The organism is Acetonema longum DSM 6540 (assembly GCF_000219125.1).
GTDB lineage: Bacteria > Bacillota > Negativicutes > Sporomusales > Acetonemataceae > Acetonema > Acetonema longum.
Genome location: NZ_AFGF01000049.1, coordinates 90,629 through 110,058 on the forward strand (window position 1 = coordinate 90,629; position 19,430 = coordinate 110,058).

At 52.7% G+C, this 19,430-nt stretch carries 12 protein-coding genes, 1 pseudogene and 1 CRISPR repeat array; of the genes and pseudogenes, 6 read left to right on the forward strand and 7 right to left on the reverse strand.

All coding sequences use genetic code 11. The features are described 5' to 3' along the window. Positions 1 to 36: 36 nt before the first annotated feature. From pcp to ALO_RS05850, 3 genes are all read right to left on the reverse strand, one after another. A complete protein-coding gene (pcp, locus tag ALO_RS05840) occupies positions 37 to 684 on the reverse strand; it encodes a pyroglutamyl-peptidase I (RefSeq protein WP_004093855.1) in 648 nt (215 codons plus the stop codon). A 547-nt stretch (positions 685 to 1,231) separates the two neighbouring features. After that, positions 1,232 to 3,625 carry a heavy metal translocating P-type ATPase gene (locus ALO_RS05845; RefSeq protein WP_004093856.1) on the reverse strand — a complete coding sequence of 798 codons (2,394 nt, stop codon included), beginning with the start codon at positions 3,623 to 3,625 and terminating at the stop codon, positions 1,232 to 1,234. Between the two features lie 169 nt (positions 3,626 to 3,794). Next, the gene (locus ALO_RS05850) at positions 3,795 to 4,064 is read right to left on the reverse strand and encodes a metal-sensitive transcriptional regulator (protein WP_004093858.1); all 270 of its coding nucleotides are present in this window, start codon (positions 4,062 to 4,064) and stop codon (positions 3,795 to 3,797) included. 194 nt (positions 4,065 to 4,258) lie between these two features. Here ALO_RS05850 and ALO_RS23895 point away from each other — a divergent pair. From ALO_RS23895 to bioB (ALO_RS05870), 5 genes and pseudogenes are all read left to right on the forward strand, one after another. Further along, positions 4,259 to 5,188, forward strand: a pseudogene (locus ALO_RS23895) (ATP-binding protein); the annotation flags it as partial. A gap of 369 nt (positions 5,189 to 5,557) precedes the next feature. Continuing rightward, positions 5,558 to 6,457 (forward strand): tetratricopeptide repeat protein, encoded by a 900-nt coding sequence (locus ALO_RS23900; RefSeq protein WP_461781518.1) that lies wholly within the window; start codon positions 5,558 to 5,560, stop codon positions 6,455 to 6,457. Positions 6,458 to 6,683: 226 nt separating this feature from the next. Then, positions 6,684 to 8,297 (forward strand): peptide ABC transporter substrate-binding protein, encoded by a 1,614-nt coding sequence (locus tag ALO_RS05860; protein WP_004093861.1) that lies wholly within the window; start codon positions 6,684 to 6,686, stop codon positions 8,295 to 8,297. A 222-nt stretch (positions 8,298 to 8,519) separates the two neighbouring features. After that, complete coding sequence (gene bioB, locus ALO_RS05865; RefSeq protein ID WP_004093863.1) at positions 8,520 to 9,500, forward strand: biotin synthase BioB; 981 nt, start codon at positions 8,520 to 8,522, stop codon at positions 9,498 to 9,500. Positions 9,501 to 9,541: 41 nt separating this feature from the next. Then, entirely contained in the window at positions 9,542 to 10,537 is a 996-nt protein-coding gene (bioB, locus tag ALO_RS05870; protein WP_004093865.1) for a biotin synthase BioB, read from the forward strand. A gap of 81 nt (positions 10,538 to 10,618) precedes the next feature. On the opposite strand, the gene ALO_RS05875 is transcribed toward bioB (ALO_RS05870), so the two are convergent. From ALO_RS05875 to ALO_RS05885, 3 genes are all read right to left on the reverse strand, one after another. After that, complete coding sequence (locus ALO_RS05875; RefSeq protein ID WP_004093867.1) at positions 10,619 to 12,037, reverse strand: sensor histidine kinase; 1,419 nt, start codon at positions 12,035 to 12,037, stop codon at positions 10,619 to 10,621. After that, positions 12,034 to 12,711, reverse strand: a complete 678-nt coding sequence (locus ALO_RS05880; protein WP_004093869.1) for a response regulator transcription factor — start codon at positions 12,709 to 12,711, stop codon at positions 12,034 to 12,036. Before ALO_RS05880 ends, ALO_RS05875 begins: the two co-directional genes overlap by 4 nt. Positions 12,712 to 12,845: 134 nt before the next feature. Further along, complete coding sequence (locus ALO_RS05885) at positions 12,846 to 13,298, reverse strand: hypothetical protein (protein ID WP_004093872.1); 453 nt, start codon at positions 13,296 to 13,298, stop codon at positions 12,846 to 12,848. A 173-nt stretch (positions 13,299 to 13,471) separates the two neighbouring features. Here ALO_RS05885 and ALO_RS05890 point away from each other — a divergent pair, with 173 nt between their 5' ends. Then, the gene (locus ALO_RS05890; RefSeq protein ID WP_004093874.1) at positions 13,472 to 14,110 is read left to right on the forward strand and encodes a nitroreductase family protein; all 639 of its coding nucleotides are present in this window, start codon (positions 13,472 to 13,474) and stop codon (positions 14,108 to 14,110) included. 126 nt (positions 14,111 to 14,236) lie between these two features. Here the strand turns inward: ALO_RS05890 and ALO_RS05895 are convergent, their stop codons facing one another. Beyond that, on the reverse strand, positions 14,237 to 14,563 hold the full coding sequence (locus tag ALO_RS05895) for a hypothetical protein (protein ID WP_004093875.1): 327 nt from the start codon (positions 14,561 to 14,563) through the stop codon (positions 14,237 to 14,239). Between the two features lie 413 nt (positions 14,564 to 14,976). Then, a CRISPR array of direct repeats spans positions 14,977 to 19,288; the repeat unit is 32 nt; unit sequence GTTTCAATCCACGTGCCCGTACAGGGCACGAC. Positions 19,289 to 19,430 lie beyond the last annotated feature (142 nt).

Below are 19,430 nucleotides of genomic sequence, written 5' to 3' on the forward strand. Positions count from 1 at the left end.
TCGGCAAAAACATGAGCTTACCGGGCCGCACTTATACTAATGTATTTTGCCTGCCCCCATCTTGATATCTTCGCCGGTTTCCAGCGCGGCTTCCAGGGCCAGCATCAGACCGCGCACGATAGTCTCAAGGCCCATGCTAGGCTGACCGGGATTGCGGGCCGCCTGCTCCGGCAGGTACGGAATGTGAATAAAGCCGCCGCGAATCTGATTGCCGCCTTGATGCAAATAATGCATCAGCCCGTAGAAAAGATGATTGCAAACAAAGGTGCCCGCCGAGTTAGAGATCCCGGCGGGAATGCCGTTGCGCCGCATCCGCTCCACCATCGCTTTAATGGGCAGGGTGGACCAGTAGGCAGCCGGAGCGGCAGATACGATCGGCGCATCGACCGGCTGATTTCCTTCATTGTCCGGAATACGGTAATCGTCGATATTGATAGCTACGCGTTCCACCGATATCTCAGGCCGGCCTCCCGCCTGGCCGATGGCGAGCACAAGCGCGGGCTGCAATTCCCGGATGCTGCCGCTGACAGCGGCAATGCTCTTCTTTTGCACTACCGGCAGGGCCCGGGTGATGATCTGATGACCGGCGATTATGCGCCCGTCCAATTGCTTAACCGCCTCCAGCGCGGGGTTGATGGATTCGCCTCCGAACGGCTCGAATCCGGTTGCCAGTATCTTTTTCATCGCGGTTCGCCTCCCTAGAATGCTAATGTGTACATGAGGATCATGTTAATGACCAGCAGGGGTATCGAATTGATTCCGGAAATACGTCCTCATAAGGGTTTGCCTCTGATCATCAAACATTGACTGATACATGCTGCCACATCTGCATTCAGATTTCGATTCCATTCTAGCACATGTATGCGAGCGGCAAATGTAGAATAGTCGCCGGAGACTCGGGCTGTGGAGCGGTTTTCGCGCATTTCAAACTGTAATCCTGCAGGCTCATCAGGCCCGGGTTACCGCAGCCATGGCAGAACAAAGTTGTCGTTATACTTATTATAATGAATTTTGAACAATAAAAATGTATACCAGGCTACGCTTTTATTTATCCAACGTGTACAATCGCACATAAGTGCCGTACACAAACAGGACCGTTTCGGTGTCGACACGCTGCCATAAAAAAAGAGCTGTCATAAGACAGCCCCGATTGCAGACAAAGCCCACTTCCTAGCCTTGCGGCTTGAAAGTGGGCTTTGTCTGCAATCTGAGGAGGGCTTGCGCCCTCCCTTTAAATTTTTGCCCGCCGCAGCCGCAACGAGTTGGTAACTACCGACACCGAGCTGAAGGCCATGGCCCCGCCGGCGATCATCGGCGAGAGATAGCCGGCGGCTGCCACCGGGATGCCGATCACATTGTAGAAGAATGCCCAGAATAGGTTCTGTTTAATGTTGCGCATGGTGGCCCGGCTGAGACGGATGGCGCTGACAATGCCCCGCAGGTCGCCCCGCATGAGGGTCACGTCGCCGGCCTCGATAGCTACGTCTGTGCCGGTGCCCATGGCGATGCCCACATCGGCTGTGGCCAGCGCCGGCGCGTCGTTGATGCCATCGCCCACCATGGCCACGATCTTGCCGGCGGCTTTTAGCCTTTCTACCTGCTGGGCTTTATTTTCCGGCAATACTTCAGCCATGATATGGGTAATAGCTACCTGTCCGGCAATAGCCTCGGCGGTGCGCCGGTTATCGCCGGTGATCATCCAGACCTCAAGGCCCATGGCCTGCAGATCGGCAATGGCTTCGGCGGCATGCTCCTTCACTGTGTCCGCCACGGCAACCAGAGCGGCCAGGAGCCCGTCCACAGCCGCAAACATCACGGTCTTGCCGGCGGTTTCCAGCGCCTCTACCTGGGACAGGGCGGCTTCAAACGGAATGTTGTTGTCCTGCATCAGCCGGCGGGTGCCCACCAGAAGCTTTTTCCCGCCTACCGTGGCTGTCACTCCGGCGCCGACGATGGCTCCGAACTGTTCCGCTGCCTGAAGCTCCAGGTTCCTCACAACTGCTCCGTTCACAATGGCCTGAGCCAGAGGATGCTCGGAAGTCTTTTCCGCCGCCGCGACCAGGGCCAGGACCTCATTTTCGCTGTATTGCGGGGCAGTGACCACAACATCGGTCAATTCCGGCTCCCCTTTGGTGATAGTGCCGGTCTTGTCCAGGATAATGGCGGTCACCTGGTGGGTTTTCTCCAAGTGTTCGCCGCCTTTAAACAGGATTCCGCCTTCCGCTCCCCGGCCGGTTCCCACCATAATTGCCGTGGGAGTGGCCAGCCCCAGAGCGCAGGGGCAGGCAATGACCAGCACCGCTGTGGCGTTCAGAATGGCAGTATCCAGCTGACCGGGCTGAAGCAGGAAATACCAGACCAGGAAGGTAACCGCCGCCAGGGCCACCACCACCGGTACGAACCAGCCGGAAATCACATCCGCCAGGCGCTGAATGGGGGCTTTGGACCCCTGAGCCTCTTCCACCACCTTGATGATCTGGGCCAGGGCGGTATCTTTGCCCACTTTGGTAGCCTCAAACCGGAAGGACCCATGCTTGTTGATGGTGGCTCCGATGACCTTGTCGCCGGGCTTTTTGTCCACCGGGATGCTCTCACCGGTGAGCATGGACTCATCCACCGCCGAATCGCCGAAAACGATTATGCCGTCAACGGGAATCCTTTCGCCCGGCCTGACGATGATCACATCGCCGACCCGGACTGTTTCGATGGCAATATCCGTCTCCTGGCCGTCCCGCAGGACTCTGGCGGTTTTCGGCTGCAAGCCCATCAGCGTGCGGATGGCTTCTGAGGTCCGTCCTTTGGAAACAGCCTCTAACAGGCGTCCTAACAGGATCAGGGTGATCAGCAGGGCCGAAGTCTCGTAATAAACCGGACCGGCTACGAAAAAGGTGTGGTAAATGCTGAAGAAATACGCCGCACTGGTGCCCATGGCAACCAATACAGCCATGTTGGCCCCGCCATGCCGGAGCATGTTAAAAGCGTCCGCGTAAAACTGCCAGCCGGCGTAAAATTGCACCGGCGTGGCCAAAATCAGCTGAAACCAAGGATTCATGAATATGGCCGGAACAGCGCCATGTCCTAAAACCATTTCGGCAAGCATACCCAGGACCAATGGCAGCGAAAAAATGGCGGAAAACAGGAACATGCGTTTTTGCCGCCTGATCTCTTCTTCCCTGGCCGCTCTCTCCCGGTCGGCATTTTGTCCCGTTTCCCGGACAACTTCGGCCTCATAGCCGGTATCCTGAACTTTTTTGATGATATCACTCTCATTCAGACCGGCGCCCAATTCCACCGTGAGTTTTTCCATGGCAAAATTCACATTAGCCGTGATAACTCCCGGCATCTTGCTCACAGCCCGTTCCACCCGGCTGGCGCAGGCGGCGCAGCTCATGCCGCCCACCTTGAATTCCGCTTTATCAGCTACCGGCTCATACCCGGCGTCCTTTACGCTGTTTACGATATCAAGGGTCCTTAACTTGGCCGGGTCATAATCCACTGCCAGCTTTTCCATGGCAAAATTCACGTTAGCCTCGGCTACCCCAGGCAGCTTTTTCACGGCCCGTTCCACCCGGTTGGCGCAGGCGGCGCAGCTCATGCCTTTGACAGTAATGCTAAACTGACTCATACACACGACCTCCTAGGGAGACTGCGGCAGAAGCCCCATCTGCGTTGTTGCTTCTGCGGCATTGCGTATACCAGTAACCAGTACGCGGCGCGGCGTAATCCTCGTCGCGCCTAGCATCTGGAACTTTTGCCGCAGTCTCCGGCTTTAGTATTTATTTACTCGTATCCTATCAATCCAGTTTCTTCACCGCGCTGCTCAATTTCTCCAGCGCCTCTTTCTCGTTGCCGCTGCGTACTGCATCACAGATGCAATGCTCCAGATGGTCGCCCAGAATGATATGGGATACCTTTTTAACTGCGGCTTTGACCGCTGAAAGCTGCAGCAGCACATCCGGACAGTCCCGGCCTTCCTCCACCATTTTCTTGATCCCTTGCACATGACCTTCGATTTTGGACAGCCGGTCTAGTACTTCCTTGGCATTTTGCTTTGGTTTTTGCATGGGCTCAGTTCGTCTCCTTTAATCCCATCCCCCCGGAGGGGATGTGCTGGTTATATTATACTGCGGCGACAAAAATTAATCAATACTCATTATCAATTATAACGCCTTGCGGTGAAACCTCATTCGATGGTAGAATATTGTCAGATTTATGGGTATTTTTTCTAATCAAAACTGGCTATGAAGGAGGAATCAACATGGATGAGAATGAAGACCAGCCAAAAAACAAGCTCAAGGTCATAGCCTTTAACCGGGATAAACAAAGCCTGGTGGAAAGTTCCCAGCCAAAGGAAACCTTCGCCTCAGTGGGTGGTTTGGATGAGGTAAAGCAGAAAATCAACATGAATTTTATTCTCCCAATGAAGAATCCGGAGTTTTTTGCGGCTTACGGCAAACAGGCCGGCGGCAGCATGCTGTTATATGGTCCCCCCGGCTGCGGCAAGACTTTTCTGGCTAAAGCTCTGGCGGGGGAAATCAATGCCAGCTTTATTCATTTGGAACTCCAGGCTATTTTGTCCATGTATGTAGGAGAAAGCGAACATAATCTGCATGATGTGTTTGAAAAAGCCCGCGGGGAAAAACCCTGCATTTTATTTATTGACGAACTGGACGCGCTGGGAGGCAACCGCCAAAAGATGGGGCAGCATCATGAGAGAATGCTGGTCAATCAACTGCTGGTAGAACTGGATGGGATGAACTCGTTCAATCAAGGTGTATATATTATCGCCTCCACCAATACTCCCTGGTATCTGGACCCTGCCTTACGCCGCCCCGGCCGGTTCGATACTTTGATTTTTGTACCGCCGCCCGAAGAGTCCGAACGCAAGACCATCCTGGAGCTAAAACTCCAGGGAAAGCCTCAAGCCGCCTTAAACACCAAAACTATTGCCGCCAAAACAAAGCACTTTTCCGGCGCCGATTTGGAGCAGGTGGTCAAAGACGCCATAGAACTCGCCCTGCAGCGCTCCCTTACCACCGGGCAGCTGCAGCCTCTGACCGATGCCGATCTGGCTCAGGCATTGGGGAATCGCAAACCCACCACACTGGAATGGTTTGCCACGGCGAAGAACTACGCCATGTTCAGCGATGTGAATAAGGACTTTCAGTATGTGCTGGACTATATTAAAAACAAACCGGCTGTAGTCGAAAAAAGGAAGGGCTGTCCTATGGATTCTTCATCGCGCTATGAGCGGATTCACTTTCTGCTCAATTGCCGTCGTTACGGCGAGGCCATCCGGGAAGCCGAGGATTGGCTGCAGGAATCTCCCGCCGCTGCTGACGCCTATGCAATGCTGGCTGCCGTTTATCTGAAAAAAGGCGCTGAATATCAAGCAGTGCATTGGGCGAAGGAATCGTTCAAAATCGACCCGGAAAATATCATCGCCTGGCGTGCATTGGCAGGCGCCTATTACCATAAGCAGGAATGGGAACTTTTTGATACTGCCAGCGCAGACGCCAGGCGCATTTTTCCCTGGGAAGCGTATTTCCCCTATTTGATGGCCAATGCCGCCTTGGCGCGGCGCGGAGACTATCAACAGGCCCGCCAATATCTTGAAACCTGTCTGAACCTCGATCCGGACGATGCCGACTACTTAGCCAACTATAGTTATGTCCTGGCCAACCTGAAAGAAAACGCTGCATCCCGCAAGGCCCAGGAACAGGCTTTGCAATTAGAGCCTGGCGACGCCAACGTTTTTTTGATTTTGGCCTGGGCGGCGGATGGCAGGAAAGACTATCAGGCAGCCATCGACTTTTTAACCCAAGCCGTCCGGCTGGCTCCGGAGAATACCCAGATCCGGGAAGAATACCTGGAAATCCTGCGAAAAAAATATTGGATCTATCGTCTCCTGCTGCCTATCGGTGAATCAGACAGAATTCAGCTGAAGCATGTTGTGTTCTTATTTGTCGCAGCCGCTTTAGGTCTGCGATTTGTTTTTGCGATTTTCCTGGTAATAGGAGTTTTCCTTTTTTCGCTCATTTTTTTAATCAGACAAGCGGTAAAAATGGCGGCCTATGTGCAAGTATATGGCTGGAATCTAACCTTCACCGGCTTTAAGGCCAAAACGGACACTGATATGAATGAAATTCAAGCCCTCAAAAATGAAATCCGCCTGAACCCAAAAAACAGGGGGCTTCTAACGAATTATCTGACCATGATGAAAAACCGCATGAGGTTCTATACGGCTTTGACCCAGGCCTGCAATCTCATCCGGGAATTGGCCAGCCACTGGTCCTTTTGGCTGTTCCTCGGTTCCACCACCTACCTGTTCCCTTCTTTCAAACCACTGACCTCGGGGTTTGTGTTTTTGTACGTCCTGTCTTTTTTCTTGCGTATCATCACAAACCTGGGATTGGATCTGTTTTTGAAATATAAACTGCGGCGGTCCCCAGGATAATCTCAAGAGAAAAAATGTTACAGCCGGCTGCTCAGGAGGTGCTTACACATTCCCGGAGCAGCTTATTTTTTTAAATGTCACGGCTCCCGTAAAGCAATGTAAGGCGACAGAAGCGGACTAACCGGCGTCGTTTACTCTAAGTATATAGAAAATTCCAAATCGTGAAGGGTATTACAGGAAATAGCAGAATATATAGTTTCAATACTTTAAAGGAGGGTGAAAAACTATGTCCTGGAAAAAGGGTTGTTCGCTGTTTCTTGCCGCCGTCCTGCTATTATCGCTCACGGCCGGCTGCGGCGGCGCCAAAGACACTTCCGGCAAAATGATGCGGATCGCTACCGGCGCCGAGCCGGAAACCCTCGATCCCCGGAAATCAACAGGTATCCCGGAAGCCCTCATCCAAAACCAGATCTTCGAAGGCCTTTGCAGCAGAGACAAGAACAGCAATCCGGTTCCGGGCGTTGCCGAGAAATGGGATATCTCGGACGACGGTCTCAAGTACGTGTTCCATTTAAGAGCCAATGCCAAGTGGTCCAATGGCGACCCTGTGACCGCTCAGGATTTTGAATATGCCTGGAAAACCCTGCTCAGCCCGGAAATGGCCAGCCGCTATGCCGACCAGTTGTACTACTTAAAGAACGGGGCGGCCTACAATAAACAACAAAACGGCATTACCGCCGATCAAGTCGGCGTAAAAGCCCTAAATGACCGGACTCTGGAAGTCACCCTGGAAAAGCCCACGGCTTTTTTCCTCGCCTTATTAGGCCATCACACCTATTTCCCGGTACACAAAAAAACAGTGGAGGCGAATCCGGACTGGATCAAGGAGCCGGCCACCATCATCAGCAACGGGCCGTTCAAAATGGCGGCCTGGGTGCATAACAGCAAAATTGAGCTGGTGAAAAATGAGCATTACTGGGATGCAGGCAAACTAAAGCTGGATAAGCTGGACGTAACCCTGTCGGACAACGCCACTACCGTACTGGCAATGTTTGAAAACAATCAGCTTGACCTGGCTATCAGACCCGAACCTCCCGTGGCCGAAGTTCCCCGGTTGCTCAAAGAAAACAAACTGAAAATATACCCTTATCTTGGCATATACTACTATGCCATTAACGTAACCAAGCCGCCGCTGGACAACGTCAAGCTGCGCCAGGCCCTGGCATTGGCCATTGACCGTCAGGCTATCGTCGACAACATTACCCGCAGCGGCCAGATACCGGCTATGGCCTTGGTTCCCTTTGGCCTGTCGGACGCCAAAGCCGGCGAGGACTTCCGCAAGGTTGGCGGCGATTACTTTAAAGACAAAGATTTCGCAACGGCGAAAAAACTGCTAGCCGAAGCGGGCTACCCTGACGGCAAGGGACTGCCTGCGCTTACCATCCTCTATAATACCCTTGACCAACATAAAGCAATTGCCGAAGCAATTCAGGAAATGTGGAAAAAGAATCTCGGCATTGAGGTCAATTTAGTAAATCAGGAATGGAAAGTATACCTGGCCAGCCTGCGTCAGGGTGATTATCTAATCGGCCGCGCCGGCTGGATCGGCGATTACACCGATCCGATGAACTTTGCCGATCTGCTGATGACCGATGCCGGCAACAACCATTCCAAATGGAGCAGCAAGCAATATGATGACCTGGTCAATCAGGCAAAAGCAACCCTTGATCCAACCAGCCGGATGAAAGCAATGCACGATGCGGAAAAGATTTTGATGGATGAAATGCCCATTATCCCGATCTATTTCTACACGCTGCTCAATCTGGAAAAGCCCAATGTCAAAGGTATTGTCCGCAATGTGGACGGCAATGTCTACCTCAAAGAAGCTTTTCTTGAATAAAGTGCCTCAGTAAATAGAATTCCTGAGTACACGTCTTGCCAAAACGTTTTGCGGGGAGATGCTTGAAGCACTCCCCTCTTTTTTTTGAACCAAAGCATTTACAGATTGCCCGGTTCATAGTACAATACCAATAGTTAACCAAAACTAGGTTTCAGGTTAACTATTTTTCCTACTATTTGGTTAACCATTATTATTAAATAAGTTAACGAACGAGGCGAAGCTATGAAGGCGAAAGACATCATCGCCCTAGGCGAACACATCCTGGAAGGCGGCAGCATTACATATCCGGAAGCGCTGCAGTTAACAGAGACAGAGAAACCGGATATTCCTCTGCTGGCCGCCTATGCCAACAAAATCAGGCACCAGTTCAGCGGCGACAAGGTGGAGATGTGCGGCGTGATCAATGTCCGTTCCGGCCGGTGTTCGGAAGACTGCAGCTACTGTGCCCAGTCCGCGTTTCACACCACCCAGTCTCCGGTCTATGACCTGCTCTCAGAAGAAGATATTCTGGAGCGGGCCCGGGCGGCCCAGCGGGACGGAGCCAACCGCATCAGCCTGGTAACCAGCGGCAAAGGAATGGAACACGATCCCGATTTTCCGCGCATCCTGTCCGGAATCCGCGCGGTCATCCGCCGGACCGGCCTGCGGGTATGCGCCAATCTGGGCACTCTCACTGCCGGTCAGGTTCAGGACCTGGTTAACGCCGGCATCAAACGCTATGCTCATAATTTAGAGACCAGCGAACGCTATTACCCTGACGTCTGCTCCACTCACCCTTACCAGGAGCGGCTCCGGACCGTCCGGGCCGCCAAAGCGGCCGGTCTGGAACTGTGTACAGGCGGCATCATCGGACTGGGCGAAAACTGGCAGGACCGGATCGACCTAGCCTTTGCCCTGCGGGAAATCGATGCCGACTCTGTGCCGCTGAATATTCTCAATCCCATTAAAGGCACCGCCCTGGAAGGGGCTATCCCGCTGCCAGCCCTGGAAATCATCCAGACTTTTGCCATCTTCCGGTTCATCCTGCCCGGCAAAATCATCCGCCCGGCCGGCGGACGGGAGATCAACCTGCGGGACCTGCAGGGAACCTTAATGCTGTCCGGCGCCAACGGACTGATCATCGGCAATTACCTGACTTTTTCCGGCCGTCAGGCGGCCCATGATTTTACAATGGTGCAGGATGCCGGAATGACTGCAATATAAAGTACTGATCCTATATTTTTATCAACCGGGAGGATGTAAAATTGAGCTATGATTTGATTTTTAATGTAGGTAAAAAAGTATTGAACGGCGGGCAGATTTCTTTTGACGAGGCCCTTGCCCTTACTGAAATCGAAGAATCCGACATTCCGATTCTGCTGGGAGTGGCCAACAAGGTGCGGGAAACCTTCACCGGCAATGCGGTTGACACTTGTCAGATCGTCAACGCCCGGTCGGGCAATTGCTCGGAAAACTGTAAGTTCTGCGCTCAGTCGGCCCATCATGAAGTCAAAATCGAAGTTTATCCGCTTATGAGCGAGGATGATATTGTGTCAGCCGCCAAACAGGCCGAAGCTCAGAAGGCAGGCCGTTTTTGCATCGTAACCGCCGGCTGCGGCATGGACGGCGACCCGGACTTTACCAAAATCACCGCCGCGATCAGACGGATTGGCCGGGAAACATCCCTCAACCGCTGCTGTTCCTTAGGCACCTTGGATACTCACCATGTAGCGGCGCTGAAAGAAGCCGGCATCTCCCGCTATCATCATAACCTGGAGGCCAGTGAAAGCTACTTTGAGAGTATCTGCACCACCCATACCTACCGGGAACGGGTGGAGACTATTAAAAAAGTAAAGGCCGCCGGCCTGCAGATCTGTTCGGGCGGCATCATCGGCATGGGAGAAACCTTCCGTCAGCGGGTGGAGCTGGCCTTTGCCCTGAAAGAACTGGATGCCGACTCCATTCCCATCAACGTCCTCAATCCGGTCAAAGGCACGCCGCTGGAAAACCAGACCCCGCTGAAACCCCTGGCCATCCTCCAGACCTTCGCCATCTTCCGCCTGATTCTGCCCAGCAAGATCATCCGCTACGCCGGCGGCCGGGAACACAACCTGGGCGAACTGGTGCCGCTGGGATTCTTGTCCGGCATCAACGGCATGCTGATGGGCCATTACCTTACCACCCAGGGCCGGGGAGCCGACCGGGATCTGGATACGCTCCAAAATCTAGGGCTGCAGCCGATCTGCAATCAGGCAGGCTGAAACCGCATCCCCTTATCCTTATAACGGAACGCGCCCGGCGGATAACCCCGGGCGCGTTCCTTATGCTTAAAAATATGACGTCTATTGCTTAGCCACAGGCAGTCTGATTGTAAAGGCCGCCCCTTTTCCCGGCGGACTTTCCACTTCCGCCTCGCCGCCCATGGCCCGGACCAGGTCCCGGACAATGGCCAGTCCCAGACCGCAGCCGCCGGCGTTTCGGGTGCGGGATTTTTCCGCCCGGTAAAACCGTTCCCAGATATAAGGAAGATCCTCCGGTTGAATGCCGGGCCCCTGATCGGTGACAGTAAATTGGCTGAACCGGCCTTTGGTTTCGATCCGTATTTTGATCTCCGACCCTTCCGGCGAGTACCGGATCGCATTCATACCGATGTTGTTAAACACCTGGGTCAACCGTACCGGGTCAGCCCAGACTGCCGCCAGCCGGTCATTTTTCTGGGGTTTTTGCAGGACAAATTTTAGCTTCTTCTCCTGACTGAGGGCAATCGTGGTCATTTTCTCGGTTTCCCGGGCCAAAAATTCAGCCAGGTCCACCTTTTCCCGCAGGATCGTTATTTCACCGGCCTCCAGCTGGGCCAGATCCAGAAGGTCCTGCACCAGCCGGTTGATATGTCCGGTCTGGCTGACGATATTAGCCAGATAACGCTGGGTATCCGCCCGGGTGGTGACCATACCGTCGGCTAACGCTTCGGCCATAGCCTGTATGGCTGCCACCGGGGTTTTCAGTTCATGAGATACATTGGCCAAAAAATCCCGCCGGTTCTGCTCGGTATGGGCCAGAGACGCGGCCATGTCATTAAACACCTGTCCCAGCCTGCCAATCTCATCCTCGCCCACCGCAGCGGTCCGGCTGGCATGTTCACCCTTGGCAAAGCGGCTGGCAGCCCGGCTGATATCAGCCAGCGGCCTGGTAAGAGTACGGGTGATAAAAAAGCCCAGAATGACCGAGGCGCCGATGCCGAACAGCAGAGAATAATAGAGCAGTTTGTCCAGCGCCGCTACCGCCCGGTTAATACCGGTCACCGGCGCAAACAAATAAACCGCCACCGGATTGGGTGCTCCCGCTACCGGCAGGGCGATGACCATGGACCGGTCTTTTTCTTCCCTGTCATTGCCGACCCACAGATTGCTCAGCCCGGCAAACAGATCATCCAAATCCTCCGCCGGCTGGGGAAACTGGGCAAACCAGCGGGGCGGCGGCTGGCCCACCAATACCCTGCCATCCTCATCAGTCAGCCAGACGCGGCCGCCCACCATTTCGTTGAGGCGTTCCACCACCTCAGGGGAAGGCAATTTTCCTGTCTTGATATCCGGCGCCAAAAAGGCCGTGATGGAATTGGCCTTGGTGATCAGATCGGCCCGCCGGTTGATCACCACATGGCTGCGGATCAAGAAAGACATCAACAGGCTGAGAGCCAGGATACTGACCAGAATGACCGCCATATGGGACATCAGAATACGTCCGAATATAGAACGGGTCATTTGGCCACCACCTCAAATTTATACCCGGTTCCCCATACCGTATGTACATATTGATACTCTCCCTGAGAAATCTTTTGCCGCAATCGCTTGACTGTAGCATCCACCGTCCGGTCGTCGCCGCAGTAATCATAACCCCAGATATTCGTAAGCAGCTGTTCCCGGGAAAAGGCGATCTTGCCATGCCGGGCCAGAAATAAAAGCAATTCAAATTCCTTGGGTGAAAGGGGCACAGTCTTGCCGGCGCATTCAATCATCTGCCCGTTGACGTTAATCGTCAACCCAGGATAGGATAAGACTGCGCCGTCGCCGTACAACAGCCCGCTGCGCCGCAGCACCGCCTTGACTCTGGCCACCAGTTCCCTGGGGCTAAAGGGCTTGGTTATGTAATCGTCAGCCCCCAGCGAAAAACCGGTCATTTTATCCGGTTCAGTTCCTTTCGCCGTAAGAAAAATCACCGGTATTTGCCGGGTGATAGCCTGACACACTTCCCAGCCTGACATTTTCGGCAGCATCACATCTAAAATTACCAGATCAGGCTGAATATCAGTCTCTACCTCCATGGCGGCATCACCGTCGGCGGCAGTATATACGTCGAAACCTTCCTGCTTCAGATAAAGTTCCACCACTTCGCAAATATTCGGCTCATCATCGGCCACCAGTATCTTAATAGGCACAAATCGTTCCTCCTATCCATTGTCCTACTGGTACAATCCTATTATACAACACCTAAGGCCGGAGGGGAGAGGCCAAATATAGGCAAAACGGTCCTTACAACAATAAAAGGCCCGGAGGGCCTTCATGGGGTGTCTCAAACGCCTGTTTTCGGATATAGCTCCTTAATCTGCTGCAGCGCATATAAGACAAGCACATCCCAGACCACGCCAAACGCATAGACATATAAGGCATTGATGGTCAGACTGATCAACGTCGCCAGCACGGCCAGACGCCATCCTTTCAGCCGGCGGCCGAGCATATAATAGCCGCCGGCCATAATCAAAATCTGTGATAGGGGGACCAGGGCATAAAAGATGATAAGGCCAAGCAGCGGAACATCATATCCCAGGATATAGCTGCCTTTCAAGGCTGCCATTTGGCTAAAGTTTACCAGGCCAACCGCGGTAATCCAGGATAAAAACCCCAATGCCCCAAAAGCGGCAAAAATCCATGGCAGAACCTGCATGATGACGGATTTCACCTTATCCGGCAGCACAGGCAGTTTTTGCGTGAACAGGGTACCCATCAGCGCTTCCAGTTTTTCCACCTTCATCCTCCCTCACTGTACCAGGGTATATTAGTACAATGTATGAAGAATTTTGGAAAATAGAAGCCGAACGGGCCGAGATTCGAGATAAAGAGCAGGGTTACAGTTTCAGCAGGATTTTCTCCTGTCTGTGATAAAGTATTATCATTATCAAACGAAAAGGAGAATCGATCATGAGTTTATTCCCCTTCCTGGCCAAGCGCCACAGCGTCAGAAAGTTTAAGGACCAGCCGGTGCCGAAAGACGATATCGTCAAGCTGCTGGAAGCGGCAACCCTGGCCCCTTCCGGCAAAAACAAACAAAACTGGCACTTTGTCGTAATCACCAATAAAGATAAGATCAGTCATATCGCACAACTGGTGGCAGAAAAAAATGCGTCCCTGGCAGCTCTCCATACCGACCCGGAAAAAAAGAAGATCATCCAGTCCTCGGCCGCCTATCACACAATCTTCAAAAACGCTCCGGTCCTGATTCTGATCTATGCCGGCCCTTATGACTCCATTGGAGATGGCTTGAGAGAGGCAGGCGTCATCAGCGCCGAAGAATTTCATGCTCTGGTCCGGCCCAATCCGGGAGTGCAAAACATCGCCGCAGCCATGGAGAACCTCCAACTGGCGGCAGCCGACCTGGGCTACGGCGGCTGCTGGATGACCGGCCCCACTTATGCCGCCAGGGAAATCAGCAAATACCTGGGCTTTGAGAAACCAGGCTACTACCTGGCCGCCCTCACCCCACTGGGAGTCCCCGCCGACGACAAGCTCTCCAGCCCGCCCCGCAAGCCCGTGGCAGATGTGGCTACATTTATTGAGTAATCGGCCAGGCAGTTATGGCGCTGAGCGGACGGAAAATCAAAAAAATCCGTCAGAGCGCCTAACCTTCATAAAAAATCCGCCGCTACAGTCCGTAACGGCGGATTTTTTTATGCGGCGTAATCACTGTCAGCGATTACGCTGCGCATTGCGGTCAGGCTGCTGTTTCACCGGTTTTGGAACAGCGCTGATCAATACCTGCCTCCCGTCGCGGCTGACCTTCAGATCATAATCCACGATCCCTTCCTGGAAAAGCTGAACCTTTATCTCCAGCAAATGCTTGCTGACCTTTTCCTGCAATTCCGGCGTAAAAAAAGACTCCTTCTCTTTTGACTTGGCCTGAACGCTCTTTTTATCCTCCGGACTATCTTGTGCTAAGCCGGTTTCAAAGGTGATTTTTTCTTTAAAATGTTTTACCATTTCCTGATCGCTTAGGTTTTTGGGGATCTTAGGCATGATTGTTCATCCTTTCGTATAAACCACTTTACCGTTTGAATAATAGCATCGACAAAAAGATGCCTTTTGGTGTTGCATTATTTAATAGTATGATTTCGTTGTTTTATAGTTATTGACCTGCTGGAATTGGATTGCTACGCAGTTGACTATCAGCAACCTTTGCCCAAAAAGTTGCACAGTGCAAACTTAGTTTAACTGCACAAAGGAATTTCAGGAGCAGATTGTTTCTTTGCTCTCAATAGAGTTCGTAGTTTTAAATATTACGGATTAGCCAGATTATTATACAGTACAGGCGTTTCAATCCATATGGGGCATGATGTTTTCCTTGATGGTATCCTTGATCATTTCGTTGTTCAATCCACGTGCCCGTACAGGCACGACAGGGCACACTGCTGTGGTCCACCCGGCTCCCTGTTTCAATCCACGTGCCCATACGGGGCACGACTGAGGCATATCTGGTTCCAACTGGCCTTTCTATGGTTTCAATCCACGTGCCCATACAGGGCACGACAATACTCGGGACACAACCCCTCACCCCGGCTTTGTTTCAATCCACGTGCCCGTACAGGGCACGACGCAATCACTTTGTTTCGTTGCTTATTCTGAGAAGTTTCAATCCACGTGCCCGTACAGGGCACGACCCAAAACGACATTCTTGAGCGCAAAGTTCCAGGGGTTTCAATCCACGTGCCCGTACATGGCACGACGGGCATGCTGCGAGACATGCTCCAATTATCATACGTTTCAATCCACGTGCCCGCACAGGGCACGACAAAAAACTTTCGGGTAGCTGCACGAACGAAAGTAGTTTCAATCCACGTGCCCGTACAGGGCACGACCCTTTTGCCGGTACTCGTATTCCGGATTTCCTTTGGTTTCAATCCACGTGCCCGTACAGGGCACGACGCGAACGGTTTCGGCGGCTACCTTTTCATTAGCAGTTTCAATCCACGTGCCCGTACAGGGCACGACGGCAATAGCATCAGTGATCGGTTCTCTGCCGGATGTTTCAATCCACGTGCCCGTACAGGGCACGACTATTTTTGTATTAAATAACGAAGGTCTTTGCAAGGTTTCAATCCACGTGCCCGTACAGGGCACGACAAGCTGGAAAACGCCGACCTGCGGCGACAGGTAGTTTCAATCCACGTGCCCGTACAGGGCACGACGACTGGCCGTAAGAATCGCCATTATCCGAAATTGTGTTTCAATCCACGTGCCCGTACAGGGCACGACAATAAGCCGTTTAGGGTGGCGTGGTGATGATGCAGGTTTCAATCCACGTGCCCGTACAGGGCACGACGAGAGCGTGACAGACAGACCGACAAAAGCACATGTTTCAATCCACGTGCCCGTACAGGGCACGACAAAACCATCCTGGTCCCCGGCCATTGATATCAGTTTCAATCCACGTGCCCGTACAGGGCACGACCTGATGGCGCAAGTCATTGAAGTTCTGGCGAAGGTTTCAATCCACGTGCCCGTACAGGGCACGACATGACTTTAAGACAGTTCTACGCCTATTGGAATGTTTCAATCCACGTGCCCGTACAGGGCACGACACGCCGCAAAATGGCTCCAGGTGATTGAGGACGTGTTTCAATCCACGTGCCCGTACAGGGCACGACACGATATGCCCACACTGCAGTCGAGGTATTTTACCGGTTTCAATCCACGTGCCCGTACAGGGCACGACACAAACATCGTAGGGATCAATGGTTTTTCCAATGTTTCAATCCACGTGCCCGTACAGGGCACGACTAAAACGTATTTACATACCCGGCACGGTAAAATGTTTCAATCCACGTGCCCGTACAGGGCACGACTGATCTACTAAAACAGATGCATTCGTTCATGCTGTTTCAATCCACGTGCCCGTACAGGGCACGACCTTAAATATGCGGAGGCGGTAAAGATGACAAAGGTTTCAATCCACGTGCCCGTACAGGGCACGACATGATTCATAAAACATATGTTTCATTATATATATGTTTCAATCCACGTGCCCGTACAGGGCACGACGTTGCAGGGCATTATCAATGGATTTAACATGACGTTTCAATCCACGTGCCCGTACAGGGCACGACAACTTGATTAGTTTATGTGACCAATGCCACAGTTTCAATCCACGTGCCCGTACAGGGCACGACGATCTCCATCAGGTGGGAGGATGGGAGAGTATTTGTTTCAATCCACGTGCCCGTACAGGGCACGACCAGAAAGCACTATATCCGGCATTCACGACACCGCCAGTTTCAATCCACGTGCCCGTACAGGGCACGACCGGCGCTCCAAGCCTGTCAGCCCACTGCTCCGCCGCGTTTCAATCCACGTGCCCGTACAGGGCACGACCCCCCTGGTGGATTCCAGCACTCTGGCTATCGTCATCGTTTCAATCCACGTGCCCGTACAGGGCACGACTGTAGCCCAAGCTATCAAAGCCCGTCCGATTGAGTTTCAATCCACGTGCCCGTACAGGGCACGACATGGGCAGAATCGCATAAATTAAAGGCGGACGTTCGGTTTCAATCCACGTGCCCGTACAGGGCACGACTCAATCATGAATAATTCACCCCCTTCATGGAGTGTTTCAATCCACGTGCCCGTACAGGGCACGACCGAAGTTGACCGCAAAAAGCTGTTTAATGTCCTGTTTCAATCCACGTGCCCGTACAGGGCACGACCCTGATGTCGCTGGAAGGCGAAGCGTCGTAATGGTTTCAATCCACGTGCCCGTACAGGGCACGACGCACTAACCGCATGGTAGCCTACGTCAACGACAAGTTTCAATCCACGTGCCCGTACAGGGCACGACCGGCCCAAAGACTTGTTCGAGTTTGAAGAGGCTAGTTTCAATCCACGTGCCCGTACAGGGCACGACGTATAACGCTATTGCCTTGGCCGTATGTCTTACGGTTTCAATCCACGTGCCCGTACAGGGCACGACCTGTGGATACACAGTCTTCTTTAAAAAATGAGGTTTCAATCCACGTGCCCGTACAGGGCACGACTCCTTGAAACGTGCCAATTCATCAGCAATGTAAGTTTCAATCCACGTGCCCGTACAGGGCACGACCGGTTGGCCGAGTTAAGGAGGTGTTCATTGTGATGTTTCAATCCACGTGCCCGTACAGGGCACGACGAAATTCTCAAAGAATATGCGGATGGTAAAAAGTTTCAATCCACGTGCCCGTACAGGGCACGACCCCGTCCACCGCCGGATGTCAGACCCATTTTTTCGTTTCAATCCACGTGCCCGTACAGGGCACGACCTCCCATGGCATTCGATATTAAGCTTCCTAAATTTGTGTTTCAATCCACGTGCCCGTACAGGGCACGACCGACCCAGGGCCAACAAATCCAGATACATCAGCGTTTCAATCCACGTGCCCGTACAGGGCACGACCCGTTCTTGTTCAAGCAAGGCAAGGTACTCTGCCAGTTTCAATCCACGTGCCCGTACAGGGCACGACGTCAGCGGACTTACCGTGACCATGGATGAGCTGGTTTCAATCCACGTGCCCGTACAGGGCACGACTCGCTATGCCTGGCTTTACTCCAATATCTTCGAGTTTCAATCCACGTGCCCGTACAGGGCACGACCAGTGCGGATTTTTTTATTTCGCTTATTTGCTTGTTTCAATCCACGTGCCCGTACAGGGCACGACAACTTCGTTTGCAGTATACAGCACCTCATCTATGTTTCAATCCACGTGCCCGTACAGGGCACGACGGTTCAGCGGCGAACGCAGAGGAATTTTATTAGAAGTTTCAATCCACGTGCCCGTACAGGGCACGACTTCGCTATGCCTGGCTTTACTCCAATATCTTCGAGTTTCAATCCACGTGCCCGTACAGGGCACGACGCAATCTACTTGATAAAACTAATTAATCTTAGGCGTTTCAATCCACGTGCCCGTACAGGGCACGACGGCGGGTGACAGGGGTACTGAAATGATGATACCGTTTCAATCCACGTGCCCGTACAGGGCACGACATCATTATACCTTCCTCCAATTTTCGGTTGATTGGGTTTCAATCCACGTGCCCGTACAGGGCACGACCAGAAAAAAGATACGGAAAACTAAAGAAAACCGGGTTTCAATCCACGTGCCCGTACAGGGCACGACATCCATCTTGCCAGGTGAGCGGCCGATACGTTTTTTGTTTCAATCCACGTGCCCGTACAGGGCACGACATTATTTTTATTCTAATCGCCTTACCTTCCAGGGTTTCAATCCACGTGCCCGTACAGGGCACGACCGGCACGATGGAATGAGTATTAAATATTAGGAGGTTTCAATCCACGTGCCCGTACAGGGCACGACGGCCGGGAAAAAGTTGATCATCGACAGCGTCAACGGTTTCAATCCACGTGCCCGTACAGGGCACGACGCCGGCCCCAAATCCAGCATGGCCTTTCCGATAGGTTTCAATCCACGTGCCCGTACAGGGCACGACGGGCCAAAGACGGAGCGTCGCGGAGATCATTTTACAGTTTCAATCCACGTGCCCGTACAGGGCACGACTGCGTTGACGACAGCCTTAAAACCCTGGGAATGGTTTCAATCCACGTGCCCGTACAGGGCACGACTATAGACCACGATGTTGTGGTCATCACTAAGCGGTTTCAATCCACGTGCCCGTACAGGGCACGACTAATACGCGGGATCAATGTATTCCAGTACACAGGGTTTCAATCCACGTGCCCGTACAGGGCACGACTGTCAAACTCATGACACATTAAAATCATGCATCAAAACACATGATTTTGCGAATCAAAAATTCCTTCACTTAAATAAATCGGTTACACCTAACGCAACATCAATTATCCCTGAATCTACGCGCCTTGCGAACTACCCTGAAT

Excerpts from the sequence above, each read along its gene's own strand:
- ALO_RS05890 (WP_004093874.1), top strand. The coding sequence starts at position 13,472 with ATGAGTTTATTCCCCTTCCTGGCCAAGCGCCACAGCGTCAGAAAGTTT.
- pcp (WP_004093855.1), bottom strand. The coding sequence starts at position 684 with ATGAAAAAGATACTGGCAACCGGATTCGAGCCGTTCGGAGGCGAATCC.
- ALO_RS23900 (WP_461781518.1), top strand. The coding sequence starts at position 5,558 with ATGGCCAATGCCGCCTTGGCGCGGCGCGGAGACTATCAACAGGCCCGC.
- ALO_RS05895 (WP_004093875.1), bottom strand. The coding sequence starts at position 14,563 with ATGCCTAAGATCCCCAAAAACCTAAGCGATCAGGAAATGGTAAAACAT.
- ALO_RS05845 (WP_004093856.1), bottom strand. The coding sequence starts at position 3,625 with ATGAGTCAGTTTAGCATTACTGTCAAAGGCATGAGCTGCGCCGCCTGC.
- ALO_RS05850 (WP_004093858.1), bottom strand. The coding sequence starts at position 4,064 with ATGCAAAAACCAAAGCAAAATGCCAAGGAAGTACTAGACCGGCTGTCC.
- bioB (WP_004093863.1), top strand. The coding sequence starts at position 8,520 with ATGAAGGCGAAAGACATCATCGCCCTAGGCGAACACATCCTGGAAGGC.
- ALO_RS05875 (WP_004093867.1), bottom strand. The coding sequence starts at position 12,037 with ATGACCCGTTCTATATTCGGACGTATTCTGATGTCCCATATGGCGGTC.
- ALO_RS05860 (WP_004093861.1), top strand. The coding sequence starts at position 6,684 with ATGTCCTGGAAAAAGGGTTGTTCGCTGTTTCTTGCCGCCGTCCTGCTA.